Source organism: Poseidonibacter lekithochrous (genome assembly GCF_013283835.1).
Taxonomy (GTDB): Bacteria; Campylobacterota; Campylobacteria; order Campylobacterales; family Arcobacteraceae; genus Poseidonibacter; species Poseidonibacter lekithochrous.
On the sequence record NZ_CP054052.1, the window covers coordinates 3495879 to 3516452 of the forward strand.

Annotated in this window: 12 protein-coding genes and 6 rRNA genes; 6 read left to right on the forward strand and 12 right to left on the reverse strand. The window is 35.8% G+C overall.

Going from position 1 to position 20574, the window contains the following annotated elements; all coding sequences use genetic code 11:
• Window positions 1–11: 11 nt before the first annotated feature.
• From ALEK_RS16805 to moaC, 4 genes are read right to left on the reverse strand one after another with little or no spacing between them, the layout of a single operon-like run.
• Window positions 12–1328, reverse strand: coding sequence for a M99 family carboxypeptidase catalytic domain-containing protein (locus tag ALEK_RS16805; protein ID WP_071628026.1), 1317 nt, complete (start codon window positions 1326–1328; stop codon window positions 12–14).
• Entirely contained in the window at window positions 1300–2079 is a 780-nt protein-coding gene (locus ALEK_RS16810) for a D-alanyl-D-alanine carboxypeptidase family protein (RefSeq protein WP_071628027.1), read from the reverse strand. The genes ALEK_RS16805 and ALEK_RS16810 overlap by 29 nt, the downstream gene beginning before the upstream one ends.
• Before the next feature lie 20 nt (window positions 2080–2099).
• Complete coding sequence (locus tag ALEK_RS16815) at window positions 2100–2363, reverse strand: HP0495 family protein (protein WP_071628028.1); 264 nt, start codon at window positions 2361–2363, stop codon at window positions 2100–2102.
• Between the two features lie 2 nt (window positions 2364–2365).
• The gene (moaC, locus tag ALEK_RS16820) at window positions 2366–2845 is read right to left on the reverse strand and encodes a cyclic pyranopterin monophosphate synthase MoaC (RefSeq protein ID WP_071628029.1); all 480 of its coding nucleotides are present in this window, start codon (window positions 2843–2845) and stop codon (window positions 2366–2368) included.
• 117 nt (window positions 2846–2962) lie between these two features.
• Between moaC and rpsU the strand changes: the two genes are divergently transcribed.
• On the forward strand, window positions 2963–3175 hold the full coding sequence (rpsU, locus tag ALEK_RS16825; RefSeq protein ID WP_071628030.1) for a 30S ribosomal protein S21: 213 nt from the start codon (window positions 2963–2965) through the stop codon (window positions 3173–3175).
• A gap of 34 nt (window positions 3176–3209) precedes the next feature.
• Here the strand turns inward: rpsU and ALEK_RS16830 are convergent, their stop codons facing one another.
• The 7 genes from ALEK_RS16830 to ALEK_RS16860 form a co-directional block, all read right to left on the reverse strand.
• Window positions 3210–5120: a sensor histidine kinase gene (locus ALEK_RS16830; RefSeq protein ID WP_071628031.1), complete on the reverse strand. Its 1911-nt coding sequence runs from the start codon at window positions 5118–5120 to the stop codon at window positions 3210–3212.
• Window positions 5121–5341: 221 nt separating this feature from the next.
• Window positions 5342–5457, reverse strand: a 5S ribosomal RNA gene (gene rrf / locus ALEK_RS16835).
• Window positions 5458–5610: 153 nt separating this feature from the next.
• A 23S ribosomal RNA gene (locus tag ALEK_RS16840) occupies window positions 5611–8524 on the reverse strand.
• 386 nt (window positions 8525–8910) lie between these two features.
• Window positions 8911–10427 (reverse strand): 16S ribosomal RNA (locus ALEK_RS16845).
• Between the two features lie 823 nt (window positions 10428–11250).
• Window positions 11251–11366: ribosomal RNA gene (gene rrf / locus ALEK_RS16850) — 5S ribosomal RNA — on the reverse strand.
• 153 nt (window positions 11367–11519) lie between these two features.
• Window positions 11520–14433: ribosomal RNA gene (locus ALEK_RS16855) — 23S ribosomal RNA — on the reverse strand.
• A gap of 387 nt (window positions 14434–14820) precedes the next feature.
• Window positions 14821–16337 (reverse strand): 16S ribosomal RNA (locus ALEK_RS16860).
• Together the 16S, 23S and 5S rRNA genes form the textbook arrangement of a ribosomal RNA operon.
• Before the next feature lie 495 nt (window positions 16338–16832).
• Between ALEK_RS16860 and ALEK_RS16865 the strand changes: the two genes are divergently transcribed.
• Entirely contained in the window at window positions 16833–17531 is a 699-nt protein-coding gene (locus tag ALEK_RS16865; RefSeq protein ID WP_071626483.1) for a Bax inhibitor-1/YccA family protein, read from the forward strand.
• Window positions 17532–17572: 41 nt separating this feature from the next.
• On the forward strand, window positions 17573–17977 hold the full coding sequence (locus ALEK_RS16870) for a thiamine-phosphate pyrophosphorylase (protein WP_071626484.1): 405 nt from the start codon (window positions 17573–17575) through the stop codon (window positions 17975–17977).
• Here ALEK_RS16870 and ALEK_RS16875 read toward each other — a convergent pair.
• Window positions 17929–18624 carry a methyltransferase domain-containing protein gene (locus tag ALEK_RS16875; protein WP_071626485.1) on the reverse strand — a complete coding sequence of 232 codons (696 nt, stop codon included), beginning with the start codon at window positions 18622–18624 and terminating at the stop codon, window positions 17929–17931. The genes ALEK_RS16870 and ALEK_RS16875 overlap by 49 nt on opposite strands.
• A gap of 72 nt (window positions 18625–18696) precedes the next feature.
• On the opposite strand from ALEK_RS16875, the gene secG reads away from it, so the two are divergent.
• The 3 genes from secG to frr are packed head-to-tail and all read left to right on the forward strand — an operon-like array spanning window position 18697 to window position 20574.
• Window positions 18697–19047: a preprotein translocase subunit SecG gene (gene secG, locus ALEK_RS16880; RefSeq protein WP_071626486.1), complete on the forward strand. Its 351-nt coding sequence runs from the start codon at window positions 18697–18699 to the stop codon at window positions 19045–19047.
• A 17-nt stretch (window positions 19048–19064) separates the two neighbouring features.
• Window positions 19065–20006 carry a polysaccharide deacetylase family protein gene (locus ALEK_RS16885; RefSeq protein ID WP_071626487.1) on the forward strand — a complete coding sequence of 314 codons (942 nt, stop codon included), beginning with the start codon at window positions 19065–19067 and terminating at the stop codon, window positions 20004–20006.
• A 10-nt stretch (window positions 20007–20016) separates the two neighbouring features.
• Window positions 20017–20574 carry a ribosome recycling factor gene (gene frr / locus ALEK_RS16890; RefSeq protein ID WP_071626488.1) on the forward strand — a complete coding sequence of 186 codons (558 nt, stop codon included), beginning with the start codon at window positions 20017–20019 and terminating at the stop codon, window positions 20572–20574.

Genomic DNA, 20574 nt, shown 5'->3' on the forward strand with positions numbered 1-20574 from the left:
AGTTTAAAACTCTATTTTTCAAAACCTAACAGAATCATTCCTGCAAAGTTTTTACCTTTGTAGAATTCAACTCTAAATAAATCTCCATTTTTGTCAATAGAAAATCTTTTTAAAATATCTTTTTTATGAATAGTAATACCTGATTCATTTTTAATGCTTTTATTTGTATACCCAATTACATTAACTCTTAAATCTGAAATAGAAGCAATATTAAATGACTCTTTTGCATATACAATATCACCAAATTTAATACTATCTTTTTGACCATCTAATGTAATATTTATATCACGATTATCTTCAACAAATTTTATGTAATCAGGATGAAGTTTTGCTAATCTTCTATTTCCATAATGAATAATATACTCTTTTCCATGTTTTACAATAGTCATTAAAGGACTTGAAGGTGTAAATTCAACAACACCATCCTTGTTGATAGGAAAGTACTTTAAAAGGTTTCTTACCTTACTCAATGGCAGTTTTATTTTTTCATCATAAAATGAAATAAAAATATCATGATCCATAACTTGTTTTATAACTGATGGTGAAAGAGCAAATTTTCGCTCAAATTCAATTCCCATAATTTTCATATATGCTTCAATTGCTTGAAGATGATAATAAACTCTTTCATGTAATGGTAACTCTTTACTAGCTTCATTAGCAAAAGCTGCTTTCCCATTATTAATAGCAAAATATGTAAGAGTTTTTTCCATCTCTTTGTCACCTAATCTAGTCTTAGTATTTTTAACACCATACTTATGCTCAGGATTAATAAGATTATTATTGATTGAAGAAACAACAGAAGATGATATCTCTTCAAGATTTCCATATCTTTGTACGTTTATATTAGATTGATCAATAACAGAACATTGTCCCCATCTTCTAGGTGAATATTTATTATTGATATGTTTCTTTCTATAAAAACCACTTCCATCATGTAAATTCAAAATTAATTTTACTTCAGGAGCTTTAAGATATTTTTTTATTCTTTGAATAGTTTCAAAATCTGGATCAGATTCTGGTAGATTCGCGAATTTTCTATTCATATCCCCATAAGGACCACGTGATCTTTTAATGATTGAGTAAAAATTTAGATTAGGAATAACCCAAACTGAACCTTTTTTTATATCATAATGAGTTGCAACTAAAGATGCAGCCATAAAAGCACCAGGTTCATCACCTTGAATTCCACCAATTAAAAGAAGGGTATTATCGTTTAATTCCCCTTTTTTAATAAAATCAAAATCAAATGTTTGTACTTGCGCATGTAAGCTTTGAAAACAAAGAAGTAATACTAGAACTCTAAACAGTCGTAATATGCCAAGGTTCATACCTTACCCCATCCTTATTGTTGATTGTATATCTAACATCAACATATGTTAATTTTCTAATTTGTCTAAATTCATCTGTCATTGCAAATCTTGGAGTAAAGTTAGCATAACCAAAACCTTTTTTCCCAACATCAAAATCTCCAATAGCATGATAAGTAAAAGCAGGAGGAGCTAAAGAAATTGCCGCAATAGTAATATTACCATCAACAGAAGCTACTTTATCAAAGAATAGTTTCATTTGTTTTACAACACTTCTAATACCAGAAGTCAAAGTAAGAGTATGTCCTACATCTCTAATCATTTCATGATAGGTATCTAAAGGTTTACCCTTAAATAAATAATGTCCTGTTCTTGGAACCTTATCGATCTCTTTTCTATTTATAGTATCAGTAATATTATTAGAAATTCTATTTCCATAGAAACCATGAGCAGAAGGATTATAATAAAACATAAATTCTAAAAACTCTAATTCATGCTTAGTAAATGCACCGATTTTTGATGTATCCGCAGCAATTTTTAACATTTGATCAAAACTTAGAATATTGAAATTTCCATATCCTACATGTCTTTGAACTAAAGTCAATTTTGTTCTTATTGAATTAAACGCATTTATATATTGATCTTCCACATAGAAATAAGGGTTTCTCATCTCAGGAGGTTCAAAAGATACAATGTCAACAGTATCATTAGCTAAAACTGTTGAGGATAAAACAGCAGTACTTGATAATTTAAAAAAATCTCTTCTATTCATAATTTTTCTTATTTCTTATTTTATAAAACCATTTTGATATCAGCATGATCACCAAGGATCTGATACAACTCTTTTCTATCTTCTTCATTATGAACTAATAAATCTAGTGTGTAACTTTTATATTTACCCTTACTACTAGTTTTTGATTCTTTTAAAGCATGTTCTCTTTCTAAAATTATAGATTTAACAACTTTTTTAATATTTATTTTTTCTAATGCAATTAGTTTATAACTCCAATTACAAGGATAATTTAACTCTAGTTTTTGTTTACTTAAATCAACCATTTTTACTTACTTTCCCTTTTAAAATCACCGCTTTTACCGCCAGATTTTTCTTCTAATTGAACATTTGAAATAATCATTGATTTATCAATTGCTTTAACCATATCATAAATAGTTAACAATCCCACAGATGCACCTGTAAGTGCTTCCATCTCAACTCCTGTTTGTCCATTTAATTTAGCAGTTACACTAAGTTTAAATCCTGGTAGTTCTGGCAATTCTTCAATATCACAATTAATTCCACTTAACAATAAAGGATGACACATAGGGATTAAATCACTAGTTTTCTTTACTCCCATAATTGCAGCAATAACTGCTGTCTGAATTACAGGTCCTTTTTTAGTTGTATTTTCGATAATTGCATTGAAAGCTTCAGCAGACATAGAAATCTGTCCAGATGCTACTGCAACCCTTGTTGTTTCTTGCTTATCAGAAACATCAACCATCTTTGGTCTGTTATTATCATCTAAATGTGTTAAATTCAAAATATTGCCTTTTTAATTAGTAGAAATATTATATTCTAAATTTAGTTAAATTGAAATTAAGTAAACTTTAAATATAATGCAAACTTAAATTTTAAAAAGAAAGTGGGTGAACTTTACATGCCAGGCATTAAAGTAAAAGATAGCGAATCTTTCGACGAAGCGTACAGAAGGTTTAAGAAACAATGTGATAGAAATCTTATTGTTACTGAAACTAGAGCTAGAAGATTTTTTGAGCCAATGACAGAGATCAGAAAAAAACAAAAAATCAATGCTAGAAAGAAAATGCTTAAGAGATTATACATGCTTAGACGATATGAGTCTAGACTGTAGTAATTTGCTATTTTCCAATAAAAAGGTCAGTTGTTTACAACTGGCCTTTTTTTATGGGCAATAAAATCACAAAATTAGATCCGTTTAATTTTTTATCTTCATATTTATATTCAACATTATCAACAAATATCTTACCTTCAAAATGTTTCGTAATAATTTCTTCACTCATATATAAACCAATTCCAGTTCCTTGAGATTTATGTTTAGTAGTAAAATACGGTTCAAAGATTCTATCAATAATATTTTCATTTATACCACCTGCACTATCTTTAATAGAAATTTCCAAATTATTACTAACAATATTAATATCAATAAATATATATTTATCTATACCTTCAATAAAAGCATCAATTGCATTAGATAAAATATTCATAACAACTTGAATAAATTCATTTCTAAAACTATCATAAATAAATTCTTTTTTCTCAAATACAATTTTAATATTATTCTTTAATAGTTTAATATCCAAAATGTCAATAGAATCTTGAATTGCATCACATAAATTAAATATTTCAGATTTTTTATCTGTTCTAAAAAAATCTCTAAAATCATCAATAGTTTTAGAAAGATAATTCGTAGACTTCATAATTGTACTTACTGTATCATCAATATCTTTACTATCTAAACTGTCAAAATCTTTTTTTACTTTCATTCCACTAGCAGCTGTAGAAATTATAGATAATGGTTGTCTCCATTGATGAGCAATATTCTGTAACATCTCACCTAGTGATGCCATTTTTGATTGATGAAATAATAATTTGTCTTTTTCAATATTCATTTCTACTTCTTTATTTATCTTTCTCTGAATAGTTTCAAATCTATTTTTTAGAAATTCAATATTATAAATAAGTACTAATACCAAAATACAAGTGATCAATACACTAAGGGTAACAATTTTAATTACAAATTCTCGATTGTATTTTTCTAATACTTTTTGTTTTGCCAATAAACTTTCATTAATTTTATCTTTAAAAAAACCACTTCCAATTGCCCAATTCCATCTATCTAAACCTCTAATATATGAAGTTTTCATAGTAGCCATAGAATACTCACCAAAAAAAGTTGAATCGTAAGAAATAAACCCATCACCGATTTTTGCAATTTCTATAATTTCTTCAATATTATATTTATCCATATTAGAAAATGATTTAGCATATTTATTGATTATTTCTGAATTAGGATGAAAAATAAACTTCCCTTTATAATCAAGAATAAAAATATAACTAGCTACATCATAAGGTAAATTAGTTAAATAGTATAAAACATCTTTTTTTATTTCATTTTCATAATCAAGAACATATTCACCTGTTCCTATATACATATCCAATTCTTTTATATATTTATTATATGATAGCTTTTGGTATTGTTTTTTTGTATCACTTGGTTTAAACCACCACCATGACATAAAATTATCTTCATTACTTTTCAAAGATTCAATTATAGATTTTGTAATATATTTACCTCTTACATCTTTAACCTCTAAAAAAGATTTGCCCTCAAGCCTCTTCTGTATAGGTAAAAGTATACACTCACCTTGCATACTATAAATATAATAGTATCCTCTTCCATCATTAAATCTAACATCACGTAAGGAATCTTTTATAAGTTTTATTTTCATCTCTTTTGATAAATCTTTATTATTATTCAAAATTCCTAAAACAATATTATGGGCATCATTAACTCTATTTTTCAAATCAACTTTTAATTTTTCTTCAGTATTACGATAATTAGACTTAATAAATTTATATACATTTAAAACATCACTTTTTATATTGTTTCGATTGTTATCCAAAAATTCTTTTTTTAATTTTAGAGATTCTTTTTCAAAGTTATTTTGATTTTCAAGTACTACATATGAAGTTATAATTAGAGATAATAATATTACTAACAAAGGAGGAAGTATAGTTAGAACTTTTAATACTTTATCAACATTAGGTTTAAACAAAAGAGATCCTATAAAAAAAATAATTTAATTACTTGTAAAATTTACAAATACATTTTGTATATAATGATAAGATAAATATCATTAAAATAAAGCAAATAACAAAATATAACAAAGATAGTTAATATATAAAGGAATAAATTTAGATAGATAAAAAAAGGGCTAAAAAAAAAGCTTAGTTAAAAACACCTAAATGTTTTGAACTAAGCTTTGAAAAACTCAAGAGCTGGCAGCGGCCTACGTTTCCACAAGGGGACCCTGCAGTATTATCAGCGATGAAGTGCTTGACTTCCAGGTTCGGAATGGGACTGGGTATTGCCACTTCTCTATTACCACCAGCAATATGAGTAATCAACATATTATAAAAAATATATTCATTACTCACATTAAGTGAGTTATAAAAAGTAATGTTAAAGTCTTTGCGTTATTTCTAACGTCTTTGTTGACACTTAATTATTAAGTATACACTTAATAAGATAGTAAACCAAGTTATAAAAATAAGCCAAACGATCTATTAGTACTAGTCAGCTAAACGTCTTACAACGCTTACACATCTAGCCTATCAACCAGCTAGTCTTGCTGGGATCTTCAGGGAAAGTTCATCTTAGAGTTGGCTTCGTGCTTAGATGCTTTCAGCGCTTATCTCATCCGTACGTAGCTACCCAACGATGCTCTTGGCAGAACAATTGGTACACTAGTGGTACGTTCATCCCGGTCCTCTCGTACTAGGGACAAATCTCTTCAACTTTCCTACGCCCACGGAAGATAGGGACCGAACTGTCTCACGACGTTCTGAACCCAGCTCGCGTACCGCTTTAAATGGCGAACAGCCATACCCTTGGGACCTGCTCCAGCCCCAGGATGCGATGAGCCGACATCGAGGTGCCAAACCTCCCCGTCGATGTGAGCTCTTGGGGGAGATCAGCCTGTTATCCCCGGCGTACCTTTTATCCTTTGAGCGATGGCCCTTCCACACAGAACCACCGGATCACTATGACCGACTTTCGTCTCTGTTCGACTTGTATGTCTCACAGTCAAGCTAGTTTATGCCATTATACTCAACTGGCGATTTCCATCCGCCATGAACTAACCTTTGTAAGCCTCCGTTACTTTTTAGGAGGCGACCGCCCCAGTCAAACTACCCACCAGACATTGTCCTCATACGGGATAACCGTACCAAGTTAGTAACTCAAATATTCAAGGGTGGTATCTCAAGGATGGCTCATCATAAACTGGCGTCTATGAATCAAAGCCTCCCACCTATCCTGCACAAGAATATCCAAGCTACAGTGTCAAGCTGTAGTAAAGGTGCACGGGGTCTTTCCGTCTTTCCGCGGGTAGGAGGAATTTTCACCTCCACTACAATTTCACTGGATCCCTGGTTGAGACAGCTCCCATCTCGTTACGCCATTCATGCAGGTCGGTATTTAACCGACAAGGAATTTCGCTACCTTAGGACCGTTATAGTTACGGCCGCCGTTTACTCGGGCTTCGATCAAATGCTTCGCTTACGCTGACATCATCAATTAACCTTCGAGCACCGGGCAGGCGTCACACCTTATACATCCACTTACGTGTTAGCAAAGTGCTGTGTTTTTGGTAAACAGTCGGGAGGGACTCTTTGTTGCAACCTCTTTAGCTTTTGAGAGTAAATCTCTATACCAAAGTAGGCACACCTTATACCGAAGATACGGTGCTAGTTTGCAGAGTTCCTTAACCAGGGTTCTTCCACGCGCCTTAGAATACTCATCCCACCCACCTGTGTCGGTTTACGGTACGGGCAACAAATAATATACTTAGTGGCTTTTCTTGGCACGACAGTATCATCGATTCTCTATCTTCTCCGAAGAGTGTCAAGAGCCTGTAAGATCTCGGTCTCGTGTATCCCGGATTTGCCTAAGATACGACCTACGTCCTTCGACCCACTATTCCATCAGTGAGCTCGATTAACTCTATGCGTCCCCACATCGCGCTTATTTGTTGGTATTGAAATATTAATCAATTTGCCATCGTCTACCCCTTTCGGACTCGACTTAGGTCCCGACTAACCCTACGATGACGAGCATCGCGTAGGAAACCTTGGGTTTTCGGCGTTGAGGATTCTCACCTCAATTATCGCTACTCATGCCTGCATGCTCACTTCTATCCGCTCCAACGCTCCTTACCGGTACATCTTCAACGCTGAATAGAACGCTCTCCTACCACTTGGATAAATCCAAGTCTAAAGCTTCGGTGCACATCTTAGCCCCGTTATATTTTCCGCGCAGAATCACTAGACCAGTGAGCTGTTACGCTTTCTTTAAAGGATGGCTGCTTCTAAGCCAACCTCCTGGTTGTCACAGTAACTCCACATCGTTTTCCACTTAGATGTGACTTAGGGACCTTAGCTGTTAGTCTGGGTTGTTCCCCTCTCGACATAGGATTTTATCACCCTACGCCTGACTCCTGCGATTACACATATAGTATTCATAGTTTGATAGGGTTTGGTACCGCGGTAAGCAGCCCTAGCCCATTCAGTGCTCTACCCCTATATGCTACTACGCAAGGCTATACCTAAATATATTTCGGAGAGAACCAGCTATCACGAAGTTTGATTGGCCTTTCACCCCTATCCACAAGTCATCCGAGCACTTTTCAACGCACACCGGTTCGGTCCTCCACTGGCTCTTACACCAGCTTCAACCTGCTCATGGATAGATCACTTCGTTTCGGGTCTGCAGCATCTGACTAAGTCGCCCTATTAAGACTCGCTTTCGCTACGGCTTCGCACTTGGCTTAACCTTGCCAGACACCACAACTCGCAGGCTCATTATGCAAAAGGCAGTCCGTCACCCTGTTAAAAACATAGGGCTCCGAATGATTGTAAGCTAATGGTTTCAGGTTCTATTTCACTCTCCTCGCTGGAGTACTTTTCACCTTTCCCTCACGGTACTTGTTCACTATCGATCTGTAAGTAGTATTTAGGATTGGAGGGTGGTCCCCCCAGATTCAGACAAAATATCACGTGTTCCGTCCTACTCAGGATACCAATAGAGTCATTGAAGATTTCGATTACGGGAGTATCACCCTTTATACTATAGCTTTCCAACTATTTCATCTATCTTCTTTGATCTCACATCTTGGTCCTACAACCCCCTATGCAAGCATAGGGTTTGTCCTAATCCCAGTTCGCTCGCCGCTACTATGGGAATCTCATTTGATTTCTCTTCCTCCGGTTACTGAGATGTTTCACTTCACCGGGTTAGCTCTCTTTCGAGTAACATATGTCTCCATATGCTGGGTTGTCCCATTCGGAAATTCCTGGATCAAAGCTTCTTGACAGCTCCCCAAGACTTATCGCAGTCTAGTACGTCCTTCATCGCCTCTTACAGTCTAGGCATCCACCATTAGCCCTTAATAGCTTATTATAATTTAGTTGATACAAGTATCAACCGCTTTTTTGAATAATTATTCCTTGGCTACTATCTTATTAAATTTACATTTAATAAGTTAGTTGTGTCTATCTATACTTTTTATTTAAACTTTCATTTAAATAAGTTTTTTTAGATATAAAATTTTTTATTTTTAATAAATTCTTCATACGAAAGATTTTATTAACGAAAAAATTAAAGACTTTAACATTATGTTTTTAAATATCATTTTGATTATAAAACCAAATATAAATCTTACTCTTTGTAAAACTTATATTTAGTTTCAAACTTACGGCTTATATAATCTTTATAAACCGAATATAGAAAAGGTTCAATAAACCTTTTTAGTTTGAGTTTAGAAACGAATCTAAACTCTTTCTCTGAAAGGAGGTGATCCAACCGCAGGTTCTCCTACGGTTACCTTGTTACGACTTCACCCCAGTCGCTGAATCCACTGTGGAGGGTAGCTACTTTAGCATCCCCGCTTCGAATGAGTTCAACTCCCATGGTGTGACGGGCGGTGAGTACAAGACCCGGGAACGTATTCACCGTAGCATTGCTGATCTACGATTACTAGCGATTCCAACTTCAAGTAGTCGAGTTGCAGACTACTATCCGAACTGGGAGGCATTTTTGAGATTTGCTCCACCTCGCGGTATCGCTGCTCTTTGTATGCCCCATTGTAGCACGTGTGTAGCCCTGGACGTAAGGGCCATGATGACTTGACGTCGTCCTCACCTTCCTCCTGGTTACCCAGGCAGTCTCGTTAGAGTTCTCAGCCGAACTGTTAGCAACTAACGACGAGGGTTGCGCTCGTTGCGGGACTTAACCCAACATCTCACGACACGAGCTGACGACAGCCGTGCAGCACCTGTATGAAAGTTCTAGCAAGCTAGCACTATCACATCTCTGCGTTATTCTTTCTATGTCAAGTCCAGGTAAGGTTCTTCGCGTATCGTCGAATTAAACCACATGCTCCACCGCTTGTGCGGGTCCCCGTCTATTCCTTTGAGTTTTAATCTTGCGACCGTACTCCCCAGGCGGTACACTTAATGTGTTAACTGCATTACTGCAAGGTCTAGCCTCACAACAACTAGTGTACATCGTTTAGGGCGTGGACTACCAGGGTATCTAATCCTGTTTGCTCCCCACGCTTTCGCGTCTCAGCGTCAATAATGTTCCAGTAGATCGCCTTCGCAATCGGTATTCCTTCTGATCTCTACGGATTTTACCCCTACACCAGAAATTCCATCTACCTCTCCCATATTCTAGGTAAGCAGTTTTCAAAGCAGTTCAATGGTTGAGCCATTGGATTTCACTTCAAACTTACAAACCCGCCTACACGCTCTTTACGCCCAGTGATTCCGAGTAACGCTTGCACCCTCCGTATTACCGCGGCTGCTGGCACGGAGTTAGCCGGTGCTTATTCATATAGTACCGTCATTATCTTCCTATATAAAAGGAGTTTACGCACCGAAATGTGTCATCCTCCACGCGGCGTTGCTGCATCAGACTTTCGTCCATTGTGCAATATTCCCCACTGCTGCCTCCCGTAGGAGTCTGGACCGTGTCTCAGTTCCAGTGTGACTGATCATCCTCTCAAACCAGTTAGGCGTCATAGTCTTGGTGAGCCATTACCTCACCAACAAACTGATACCGTACAGGCCGATCCTAGAGCTATAAATATTTCCCTTGCAGTCTTAAGACTTAAAGGCATATGGGGTATTAGCATTCGTTTCCAAATGTTATCCCCCTCTCTAGGGCACGTTACCTATATATTACTCACCCGTGCGCCACTTAGCTGACAGTTATAGTAAACTATAACCCGTTCTCGTTCGACTTGCATGTGTTAAGCACGCCGCCAGCGTTCACTCTGAGCCAGGATCAAACTCTCCATAAATGAATGTTTGAAACTGACAATTTTTGTATTAATTACAAAATTATCACTCAAATGTTTTTACTTAATGTAAAAAGCTTAAATAGACAAGAAACTTGTTCTTGTTTTGTTTTATTGTTTATTCTATATTCGGTTTATAAAGATTACTTCTTTTTAAACCATCTGTTTTTAAAGATCATATCTCTTCAGAACTTTGTGTCGTTCCTCTGAAATTGGACGGGAATTATAGACAAATTAATCCCCTTTGTCAAGGGAGTTTTCTTGTCTCTGGCTTAAATATTTCAATTTGTTAATAATTATACTTATTGTTATTAATTTATGGTCTTTTTACTATATTTATATTGTTATTCTCTATTTTTTCTTTTATTCTTTGTGTTTCTTTTTTTCTTTTTATTTACTTATTCACTTATTTTCTTCATTTTTGCTCTAATTTAGTACCTTTTATTTTCATTTATTTATGATTTTATATTTTTTATCTCATTTTCATTGTAAAAATCTTACTAATTTCTTTTACAAATTTTGAAATTTGTATTATTAATGTAAATATATTGAATTAAAATGGAAAGTATACGTACATAGAGCAATAAGAATAAAGGAATTATTGATAGAAATATAAAGATTAGTAATAGTAAAAATATAAATTTGATATAGGAGCAAAGATGTATAAAAGAGGAGATTTCTTAAATAGATGGGAAAGAAGCATTAACTAAATTAGGATTTTCTATTAATAAGTAAAAGAATATGATTAAATCATAAAAAAAGGGCTAAAAAAAAAGCTTAGTTAAAAACACCTAAATGTTTTGAACTAAGCTTTGAAAAACTCAAGAGCTGGCAGCGGCCTACGTTTCCACAAGGGGACCCTGCAGTATTATCAGCGATGAAGTGCTTGACTTCCAGGTTCGGAATGGGACTGGGTATTGCCACTTCTCTATTACCACCAGCAATATGAGTAATCAACATATTATAAAAAATATATTCATTACTCACATTAAGTGAGTTATAAAAAGTAATGTTAAAGTCTTTGCGTTATTTCTAACGTCTTTGTTGACACTTAATTATTAAGTATACACTTAATAAGATAGTAAACCAAGTTATAAAAATAAGCCAAACGATCTATTAGTACTAGTCAGCTAAACGTCTTACAACGCTTACACATCTAGCCTATCAACCAGCTAGTCTTGCTGGGATCTTCAGGGAAAGTTCATCTTAGAGTTGGCTTCGTGCTTAGATGCTTTCAGCGCTTATCTCATCCGTACGTAGCTACCCAACGATGCTCTTGGCAGAACAATTGGTACACTAGTGGTACGTTCATCCCGGTCCTCTCGTACTAGGGACAAATCTCTTCAACTTTCCTACGCCCACGGAAGATAGGGACCGAACTGTCTCACGACGTTCTGAACCCAGCTCGCGTACCGCTTTAAATGGCGAACAGCCATACCCTTGGGACCTGCTCCAGCCCCAGGATGCGATGAGCCGACATCGAGGTGCCAAACCTCCCCGTCGATGTGAGCTCTTGGGGGAGATCAGCCTGTTATCCCCGGCGTACCTTTTATCCTTTGAGCGATGGCCCTTCCACACAGAACCACCGGATCACTATGACCGACTTTCGTCTCTGTTCGACTTGTATGTCTCACAGTCAAGCTAGTTTATGCCATTATACTCAACTGGCGATTTCCATCCGCCATGAACTAACCTTTGTAAGCCTCCGTTACTTTTTAGGAGGCGACCGCCCCAGTCAAACTACCCACCAGACATTGTCCTCATACGGGATAACCGTACCAAGTTAGTAACTCAAATATTCAAGGGTGGTATCTCAAGGATGGCTCATCATAAACTGGCGTCTATGAATCAAAGCCTCCCACCTATCCTGCACAAGAATATCCAAGCTACAGTGTCAAGCTGTAGTAAAGGTGCACGGGGTCTTTCCGTCTTTCCGCGGGTAGGAGGAATTTTCACCTCCACTACAATTTCACTGGATCCCTGGTTGAGACAGCTCCCATCTCGTTACGCCATTCATGCAGGTCGGTATTTAACCGACAAGGAATTTCGCTACCTTAGGACCGTTATAGTTACGGCCGCCGTTTACTCGGGCTTCGATCAAATGCTTCGCTTACGCTGACATCATCAATTAACCTTCGAGCACCGGGCAGGCGTCACACCTTATACATCCACTTACGTGTTAGCAAAGTGCTGTGTTTTTGGTAAACAGTCGGGAGGGACTCTTTGTTGCAACCTCTTTAGCTTTTGAGAGTAAATCTCTATACCAAAGTAGGCACACCTTATACCGAAGATACGGTGCTAGTTTGCAGAGTTCCTTAACCAGGGTTCTTCCACGCGCCTTAGAATACTCATCCCACCCACCTGTGTCGGTTTACGGTACGGGCAACAAATAATATACTTAGTGGCTTTTCTTGGCACGACAGTATCATCGATTCTCTATCTTCTCCGAAGAGTGTCAAGAGCCTGTAAGATCTCGGTCTCGTGTATCCCGGATTTGCCTAAGATACGACCTACGTCCTTCGACCCACTATTCCATCAGTGAGCTCGATTAACTCTATGCGTCCCCACATCGCGCTTATTTGTTGGTATTGAAATATTAATCAATTTGCCATCGTCTACCCCTTTCGGACTCGACTTAGGTCCCGACTAACCCTACGATGACGAGCATCGCGTAGGAAACCTTGGGTTTTCGGCGTTGAGGATTCTCACCTCAATTATCGCTACTCATGCCTGCATGCTCACTTCTATCCGCTCCAACGCTCCTTACCGGTACATCTTCAACGCTGAATAGAACGCTCTCCTACCACTTGGATAAATCCAAGTCTAAAGCTTCGGTGCACATCTTAGCCCCGTTATATTTTCCGCGCAGAATCACTAGACCAGTGAGCTGTTACGCTTTCTTTAAAGGATGGCTGCTTCTAAGCCAACCTCCTGGTTGTCACAGTAACTCCACATCGTTTTCCACTTAGATGTGACTTAGGGACCTTAGCTGTTAGTCTGGGTTGTTCCCCTCTCGACATAGGATTTTATCACCCTACGCCTGACTCCTGCGATTACACATATAGTATTCATAGTTTGATAGGGTTTGGTACCGCGGTAAGCAGCCCTAGCCCATTCAGTGCTCTACCCCTATATGCTACTACGCAAGGCTATACCTAAATATATTTCGGAGAGAACCAGCTATCACGAAGTTTGATTGGCCTTTCACCCCTATCCACAAGTCATCCGAGCACTTTTCAACGCACACCGGTTCGGTCCTCCACTGGCTCTTACACCAGCTTCAACCTGCTCATGGATAGATCACTTCGTTTCGGGTCTGCAGCATCTGACTAAGTCGCCCTATTAAGACTCGCTTTCGCTACGGCTTCGCACTTGGCTTAACCTTGCCAGACACCACAACTCGCAGGCTCATTATGCAAAAGGCAGTCCGTCACCCTGTTAAAAACATAGGGCTCCGAATGATTGTAAGCTAATGGTTTCAGGTTCTATTTCACTCTCCTCGCTGGAGTACTTTTCACCTTTCCCTCACGGTACTTGTTCACTATCGATCTGTAAGTAGTATTTAGGATTGGAGGGTGGTCCCCCCAGATTCAGACAAAATATCACGTGTTCCGTCCTACTCAGGATACCAATAGAGTCATTGAAGATTTCGATTACGGGAGTATCACCCTTTATACTATAGCTTTCCAACTATTTCATCTATCTTCTTTGATCTCACATCTTGGTCCTACAACCCCCTATGCAAGCATAGGGTTTGTCCTAATCCCAGTTCGCTCGCCGCTACTATGGGAATCTCATTTGATTTCTCTTCCTCCGGTTACTGAGATGTTTCACTTCACCGGGTTAGCTCTCTTTCGAGTAACATATGTCTCCATATGCTGGGTTGTCCCATTCGGAAATTCCTGGATCAAAGCTTCTTGACAGCTCCCCAAGACTTATCGCAGTCTAGTACGTCCTTCATCGCCTCTTACAGTCTAGGCATCCACCATTAGCCCTTAATAGCTTATTATAATTTAGTTGATACAAGTATCAACCGCTTTTTTGAATAATTATTCCTTGGCTACTATCTTATTAAATTTACATTTAATAAGTTAGTTGTGTCTATCTATACTTTTTATTTAAACTTTCATTTAAATAAGTTTTTTTAGATATAAAATTTTTTATTTTTAATAAATTCTTCATACGAAAGATTTTATTAACGAAAAAATTAAAGACTTTAACATTATGTTTTTAAATATCATTTTGATTATAAAACCAAATATAAATCTTACTCTTTGTAAAACTTATATTTAGTTTCAAACTTACGGCTTATATAATCTTTATAAACCGAATATAGAAAAGGTTCAATAAACCTTTTTAGTTTTGAGTTTAGAAACGAATCTAAACTCTTTCTCTGAAAGGAGGTGATCCAACCGCAGGTTCTCCTACGGTTACCTTGTTACGACTTCACCCCAGTCGCTGAATCCACTGTGGAGGGTAGCTACTTTAGCATCCCCGCTTCGAATGAGTTCAACTCCCATGGTGTGACGGGCGGTGAGTACAAGACCCGGGAACGTATTCACCGTAGCATTGCTGATCTACGATTACTAGCGATTCCAACTTCAAGTAGTCGAGTTGCAGACTACTATCCGAACTGGGAGGCATTTTTGAGATTTGCTCCACCTCGCGGTATCGCTGCTCTTTGTATGCCCCATTGTAGCACGTGTGTAGCCCTGGACGTAAGGGCCATGATGACTTGACGTCGTCCTCACCTTCCTCCTGGTTACCCAGGCAGTCTCGTTAGAGTTCTCAGCCGAACTGTTAGCAACTAACGACGAGGGTTGCGCTCGTTGCGGGACTTAACCCAACATCTCACGACACGAGCTGACGACAGCCGTGCAGCACCTGTATGAAAGTTCTAGCAAGCTAGCACTATCACATCTCTGCGTTATTCTTTCTATGTCAAGTCCAGGTAAGGTTCTTCGCGTATCGTCGAATTAAACCACATGCTCCACCGCTTGTGCGGGTCCCCGTCTATTCCTTTGAGTTTTAATCTTGCGACCGTACTCCCCAGGCGGTACACTTAATGTGTTAACTGCATTACTGCAAGGTCTAGCCTCACAACAACTAGTGTACATCGTTTAGGGCGTGGACTACCAGGGTATCTAATCCTGTTTGCTCCCCACGCTTTCGCGTCTCAGCGTCAATAATGTTCCAGTAGATCGCCTTCGCAATCGGTATTCCTTCTGATCTCTACGGATTTTACCCCTACACCAGAAATTCCATCTACCTCTCCCATATTCTAGGTAAGCAGTTTTCAAAGCAGTTCAATGGTTGAGCCATTGGATTTCACTTCAAACTTACAAACCCGCCTACACGCTCTTTACGCCCAGTGATTCCGAGTAACGCTTGCACCCTCCGTATTACCGCGGCTGCTGGCACGGAGTTAGCCGGTGCTTATTCATATAGTACCGTCATTATCTTCCTATATAAAAGGAGTTTACGCACCGAAATGTGTCATCCTCCACGCGGCGTTGCTGCATCAGACTTTCGTCCATTGTGCAATATTCCCCACTGCTGCCTCCCGTAGGAGTCTGGACCGTGTCTCAGTTCCAGTGTGACTGATCATCCTCTCAAACCAGTTAGGCGTCATAGTCTTGGTGAGCCATTACCTCACCAACAAACTGATACCGTACAGGCCGATCCTAGAGCTATAAATATTTCCCTTGCAGTCTTAAGACTTAAAGGCATATGGGGTATTAGCATTCGTTTCCAAATGTTATCCCCCTCTCTAGGGCACGTTACCTATATATTACTCACCCGTGCGCCACTTAGCTGACAGTTATAGTAAACTATAACCCGTTCTCGTTCGACTTGCATGTGTTAAGCACGCCGCCAGCGTTCACTCTGAGCCAGGATCAAACTCTCCATAAATGAATGTTTGAAACTGACAATTTTTGTATTAATTACAAAATTATCACTCAAATGTTTTTACTTAATGTAAAAAGCTTAAATAGACAAGAAACTTGTTCTTGTTTTGTTTTATTGTTTATTCTATATTCGGTTTATAAAGATTACTTCTTTTTAAACCATCTGTTTTTAAAGATCATATCTCTTCAGAACTTTGTGTCGTTCCTCTGAAATTGGACGGGAATTATAGACAAATTAATCCCCTTTGTCAAGGGAGTTTTCTTGTCTCTGGCTTAAATTTATAAATTCAATAAAGTATTGATTTATTCCCTATTAAACACTTGCTTTTAACCTTGAAAAGGCTATTTCTAAAGGTAACTCTAAATTCATATTAATATTTCGTTTACTTTTTTTCTCTATTATATACATATAATGTATTAGACATTGTAAAAGATTAAAGATGTTATTAAGAGTAACATATTAAAATTACACAATAAAAAAATAATAAAGGATATACATATGTATAATAGAGATTATCTTTCGAACGAATCATCTCAATATACACAGGAGTCATCTAAAGCTGAATTAATGAGTTTCTTAAAAGCTACATACCAATTGTTTGCTGGTTCATTATTAGCTGCGACTGCTGGTGCTTATATTGGATTAGAAATTGTTTCATATTTAATGGGACCAATGAAGTGGATATTATTTGGTATTGAATTAGCATTAATTTTCTTCGTTATTCCAAGAACTAAACATATTCCAGGTGTTAACTTAGCTGTATTATTTGGATTCACATTTATTTCAGGTTTAACTATTGCTCCATTATTAGCAGCAATTTTCGCAATGCCTGCTGGTGCATCAATTGTAGGTCAAGCATTTTTAATGACTTCTGTTGCATTTGGTGGTATTTCAATGTTCGCAATGACAACTAAAAGAGATTTCTCAAACATGGGGAAATTCTTATTCATTGCATTAATCATTATGATTGTTGGTGGTATTTCAAATATCTTTATTCAATCTTCAATGTTTCAATTAGTAATTGCAAGTGCGGGAGCTTTATTATTCTCTGCATTTATACTTTATGATACGCAACAAATTATCAGAGGTGGATATGATTCTCCTATTGATGCAGCGTTATCTTTATACTTAGATTTCTTCAATTTATTTGTATCTTTATTACAAATTTTAGGAATCATGAATAGTAGTGATGACTAAGACTAACTCCTCTTGGAGTTAGTTACTACTATACATATAATATGAATTCAAATAACCTACGATTAATCGACGCAAACTTAAATAGACTACGTGAAGGAATTCGAGTAGTTGAAGATATCTTTAGATACATATATAATGATAAAGATACTGCTATTAAATTAAAAACTCTTAGACATTTAGCTAGACTTGAAAATTACACTGAATTATTAGAAACAAGAGATGTTGCAAATGACGTTCTTAGGTCTTCAATTAAAAGTGAACAAAACAGAGATGATTTATTCTCTATATTAATAGCTAATTTTAAAAGAGCTCAAGAAAGCTCACGAGTTTTAGAAGAGTTTACTAAACTATCATCTATTGAAGATAGTGAAAACTTTAAATATATAAGATATGAACTTTATACTTTAGAGACTGTTTTAACAAAAATTACTTCAAATTCTAAATAGTTTAATTTATACTCTTTAAAAAGTTTTTTTGCCATTTTAAAATCTAATGTGGCAGAACCACCACTTACCCCTGATTTTTTTATATAATCAAATAAATCTTTTTTATTATCAAATTCTAATTTATATTGAATAGTTTCAAATTCACATTCAAAATGTTTTGAAAATGCTTCTTTAATTGAATCTTCATCTAGAATTGGAGACTTTCTATCTGATATTTCCTGAATTGTTCTAAATGTATTAGATGTAAATAAGACTGCATTAATTTCATTTGTTATATATGATAAATGTTTTACAATTTTCGATAAGTCTTTTGACCATTGAAGTGCAGATGATGATAAAACTACATCATAATTGTTATCTTTTATTTCATCTAAAAAAGCTTGTGTATCAAAGTCATAACACTTTACTTCTATATTCTCAGCCTTTGGATGAAGCTCACACATTGAAGATGAGAAATCAATTGCTTTATAATATTCGATATTCCAATCAATATGATTAAATACTTGTCCTGAACCACAACCTAATTCTAGTATTCTTTTAGGTTGATCTTTTAGTTCTCGAACTAATGATTTTGCGACAATTTGTTGTATGATATTATGATTTTTGTACTGCTTAGCGTACTTTGAAAATTGATTTTTTACTGACATAAATATCATTTTAACTTTTTATTAATAAGTTTTAGATAAAATATACACCATTTTTCAAAAAGGAAATAGATTATGACATCTACACTGCTAATAGTACAGTTTGTTTTAGCAATTTTATTAACAATAGTAATCTTACTTCAAAAGAGTTCAAGTATTGGACTTGGAGCTTACAGCGGAAGTAACGAATCATTATTTGGAGCTAAGGGACCTGGTAACTTCCTAACAAAAGCTACAATGGGTTTAGGATTAATTTTTATTATCAACACTGTTGTTTTAGGTTACATGTATAACGAACAAAGAAATGAAAGTGCGATTGATAGTGTAAAAACAGATACATTAATCCCTTCAACTCCTGTAACTAAAAGTGAACAAGCTGCACCTGCTGCGCCAGGTTCTGCACCATTAATTCCAACAACTAAGTAAACAAAGATAAAAGAAATATGAAATATTTCTTACTTCTTTGTGTATCTTATTTCTATCTCTTTGCAGATGCTCACGTATTTGTGTACCATAGATTTGGGGATGATAGACATCAAAGTACAAATACTACATTAAAAGAATTAGAAAAAGAGTTTAATTACTTTAAAGATAAGGGATACAAAGTTGTCCCTATGTCTGATATAGTCAATAAAGTTAAAAATAAAGAAAAAGTTCCAGATAATTGGGTAGCTTTTAATATTGATGATTCTTATAAAAGCTTTTATACAAACGGATTACCTTTATTTAAAAAATTCAATTATCCTTTTACTTTATTTATTTATGTCGAAGCTACAGAAAAAAAGTATAGTGATTTTATGACATGGAAAGAGATTAAAGAAGCCTCTAAATATGGAGAAATTTCTTTGCACTCTTATGGACACCATCACTTAACTCATCTTAGTAATGAACAAATTATAAATGATACAAAAAAATCATATGATATTTTTGTAAATAAACTGGGATTTAAACCAAAAGGTTATGTTTATCCGTATGGAGAATATGATCAAAGGGTTAAAACTCAAATTAAAAGTTTTGGTTTTGATTATATAGCAAATCAAAGTTCTGGAAGTGTAAATCACAATAGTGATGTATTTGATTTAAATAGGGTTGCATTAGTTGGAAAAGTTAACTTAAAACAGAAACTAAAATATAAAACATTAGAAGCACAATGGATTGAGCCAAAGGCTTATCCTGCTGATGGTATTTTAAAAAGAGTTAAAGTAAAAGTTGACCCAAATATAAAGAATATCAAACTATATCTTTCTACCTATGGATGGCAGGATATAAAAGTTAAAGATGGTATAATAGACGTCATTTTAAATAAGAGGCTAAAACTCTCAAGAAGTAGAGTTGCTATTAGTCCAGACTACTATACCATTTCAAGTAAATTATTAATAAAATAAAGGAGTATAAATGTTAGAAGAGATTAACGCTGAAACAAAAGATCATATGGAAAAGTCTATTGAGGCTTTAAAAAGAGATTATAAAACACTAAGAACGGGGAAAGTTACAACTACTGTTTTAGATGGTGTTAAAATTGATTATTATGGAACACCTACTGATTTAAATCAAGTTGGTTCTGTTTTAGCTGCTGATGCTACAACTATTGTTATTAACCCATGGGAAAAAAATCTTTTAGGTGATATTGAAAAAGCTATTCAAAATGCTAACATTGGTGTTAATCCAAATAACGATGGTGAAGTAATTAAATTATTCTTCCCTCCAATGACAGTTGATCAAAGAAAAGAGAGTGCTAAAGGTGCTAAAGTTATGACTGATAATGCAAAAGTTGCAATCAGAAATATCAGAAAATCTGCTAATGATAAAATCAAAGTTTTACACAAAGATAAAGAAATTAGTGATGATGAGAGCAAAAAAGCTCAAGACGAAATTCAAAAAATTACAGATTCTTATGTAGCAAAAGCTGATAGCACTTTTAAAACAAAAGAACAAGAAATTTTAACGGTATAA

Coding starts and splice junctions, on each gene's coding strand:
- ALEK_RS16870 (WP_071626484.1), top strand. CDS start 17,573: ATGAATTCAAATAACCTACGATTAATCGACGCAAACTTAAATAGACTA.
- rpsU (WP_071628030.1), top strand. CDS start 2,963: ATGCCAGGCATTAAAGTAAAAGATAGCGAATCTTTCGACGAAGCGTAC.
- ALEK_RS16885 (WP_071626487.1), top strand. CDS start 19,065: ATGAAATATTTCTTACTTCTTTGTGTATCTTATTTCTATCTCTTTGCA.
- frr (WP_071626488.1), top strand. CDS start 20,017: ATGTTAGAAGAGATTAACGCTGAAACAAAAGATCATATGGAAAAGTCT.
- ALEK_RS16865 (WP_071626483.1), top strand. CDS start 16,833: ATGTATAATAGAGATTATCTTTCGAACGAATCATCTCAATATACACAG.
- ALEK_RS16810 (WP_071628027.1), bottom strand. CDS start 2,079: ATGAATAGAAGAGATTTTTTTAAATTATCAAGTACTGCTGTTTTATCC.
- ALEK_RS16805 (WP_071628026.1), bottom strand. CDS start 1,328: ATGAACCTTGGCATATTACGACTGTTTAGAGTTCTAGTATTACTTCTT.
- ALEK_RS16875 (WP_071626485.1), bottom strand. CDS start 18,624: ATGTCAGTAAAAAATCAATTTTCAAAGTACGCTAAGCAGTACAAAAAT.
- secG (WP_071626486.1), top strand. CDS start 18,697: ATGACATCTACACTGCTAATAGTACAGTTTGTTTTAGCAATTTTATTA.
- ALEK_RS16815 (WP_071628028.1), bottom strand. CDS start 2,363: ATGGTTGATTTAAGTAAACAAAAACTAGAGTTAAATTATCCTTGTAAT.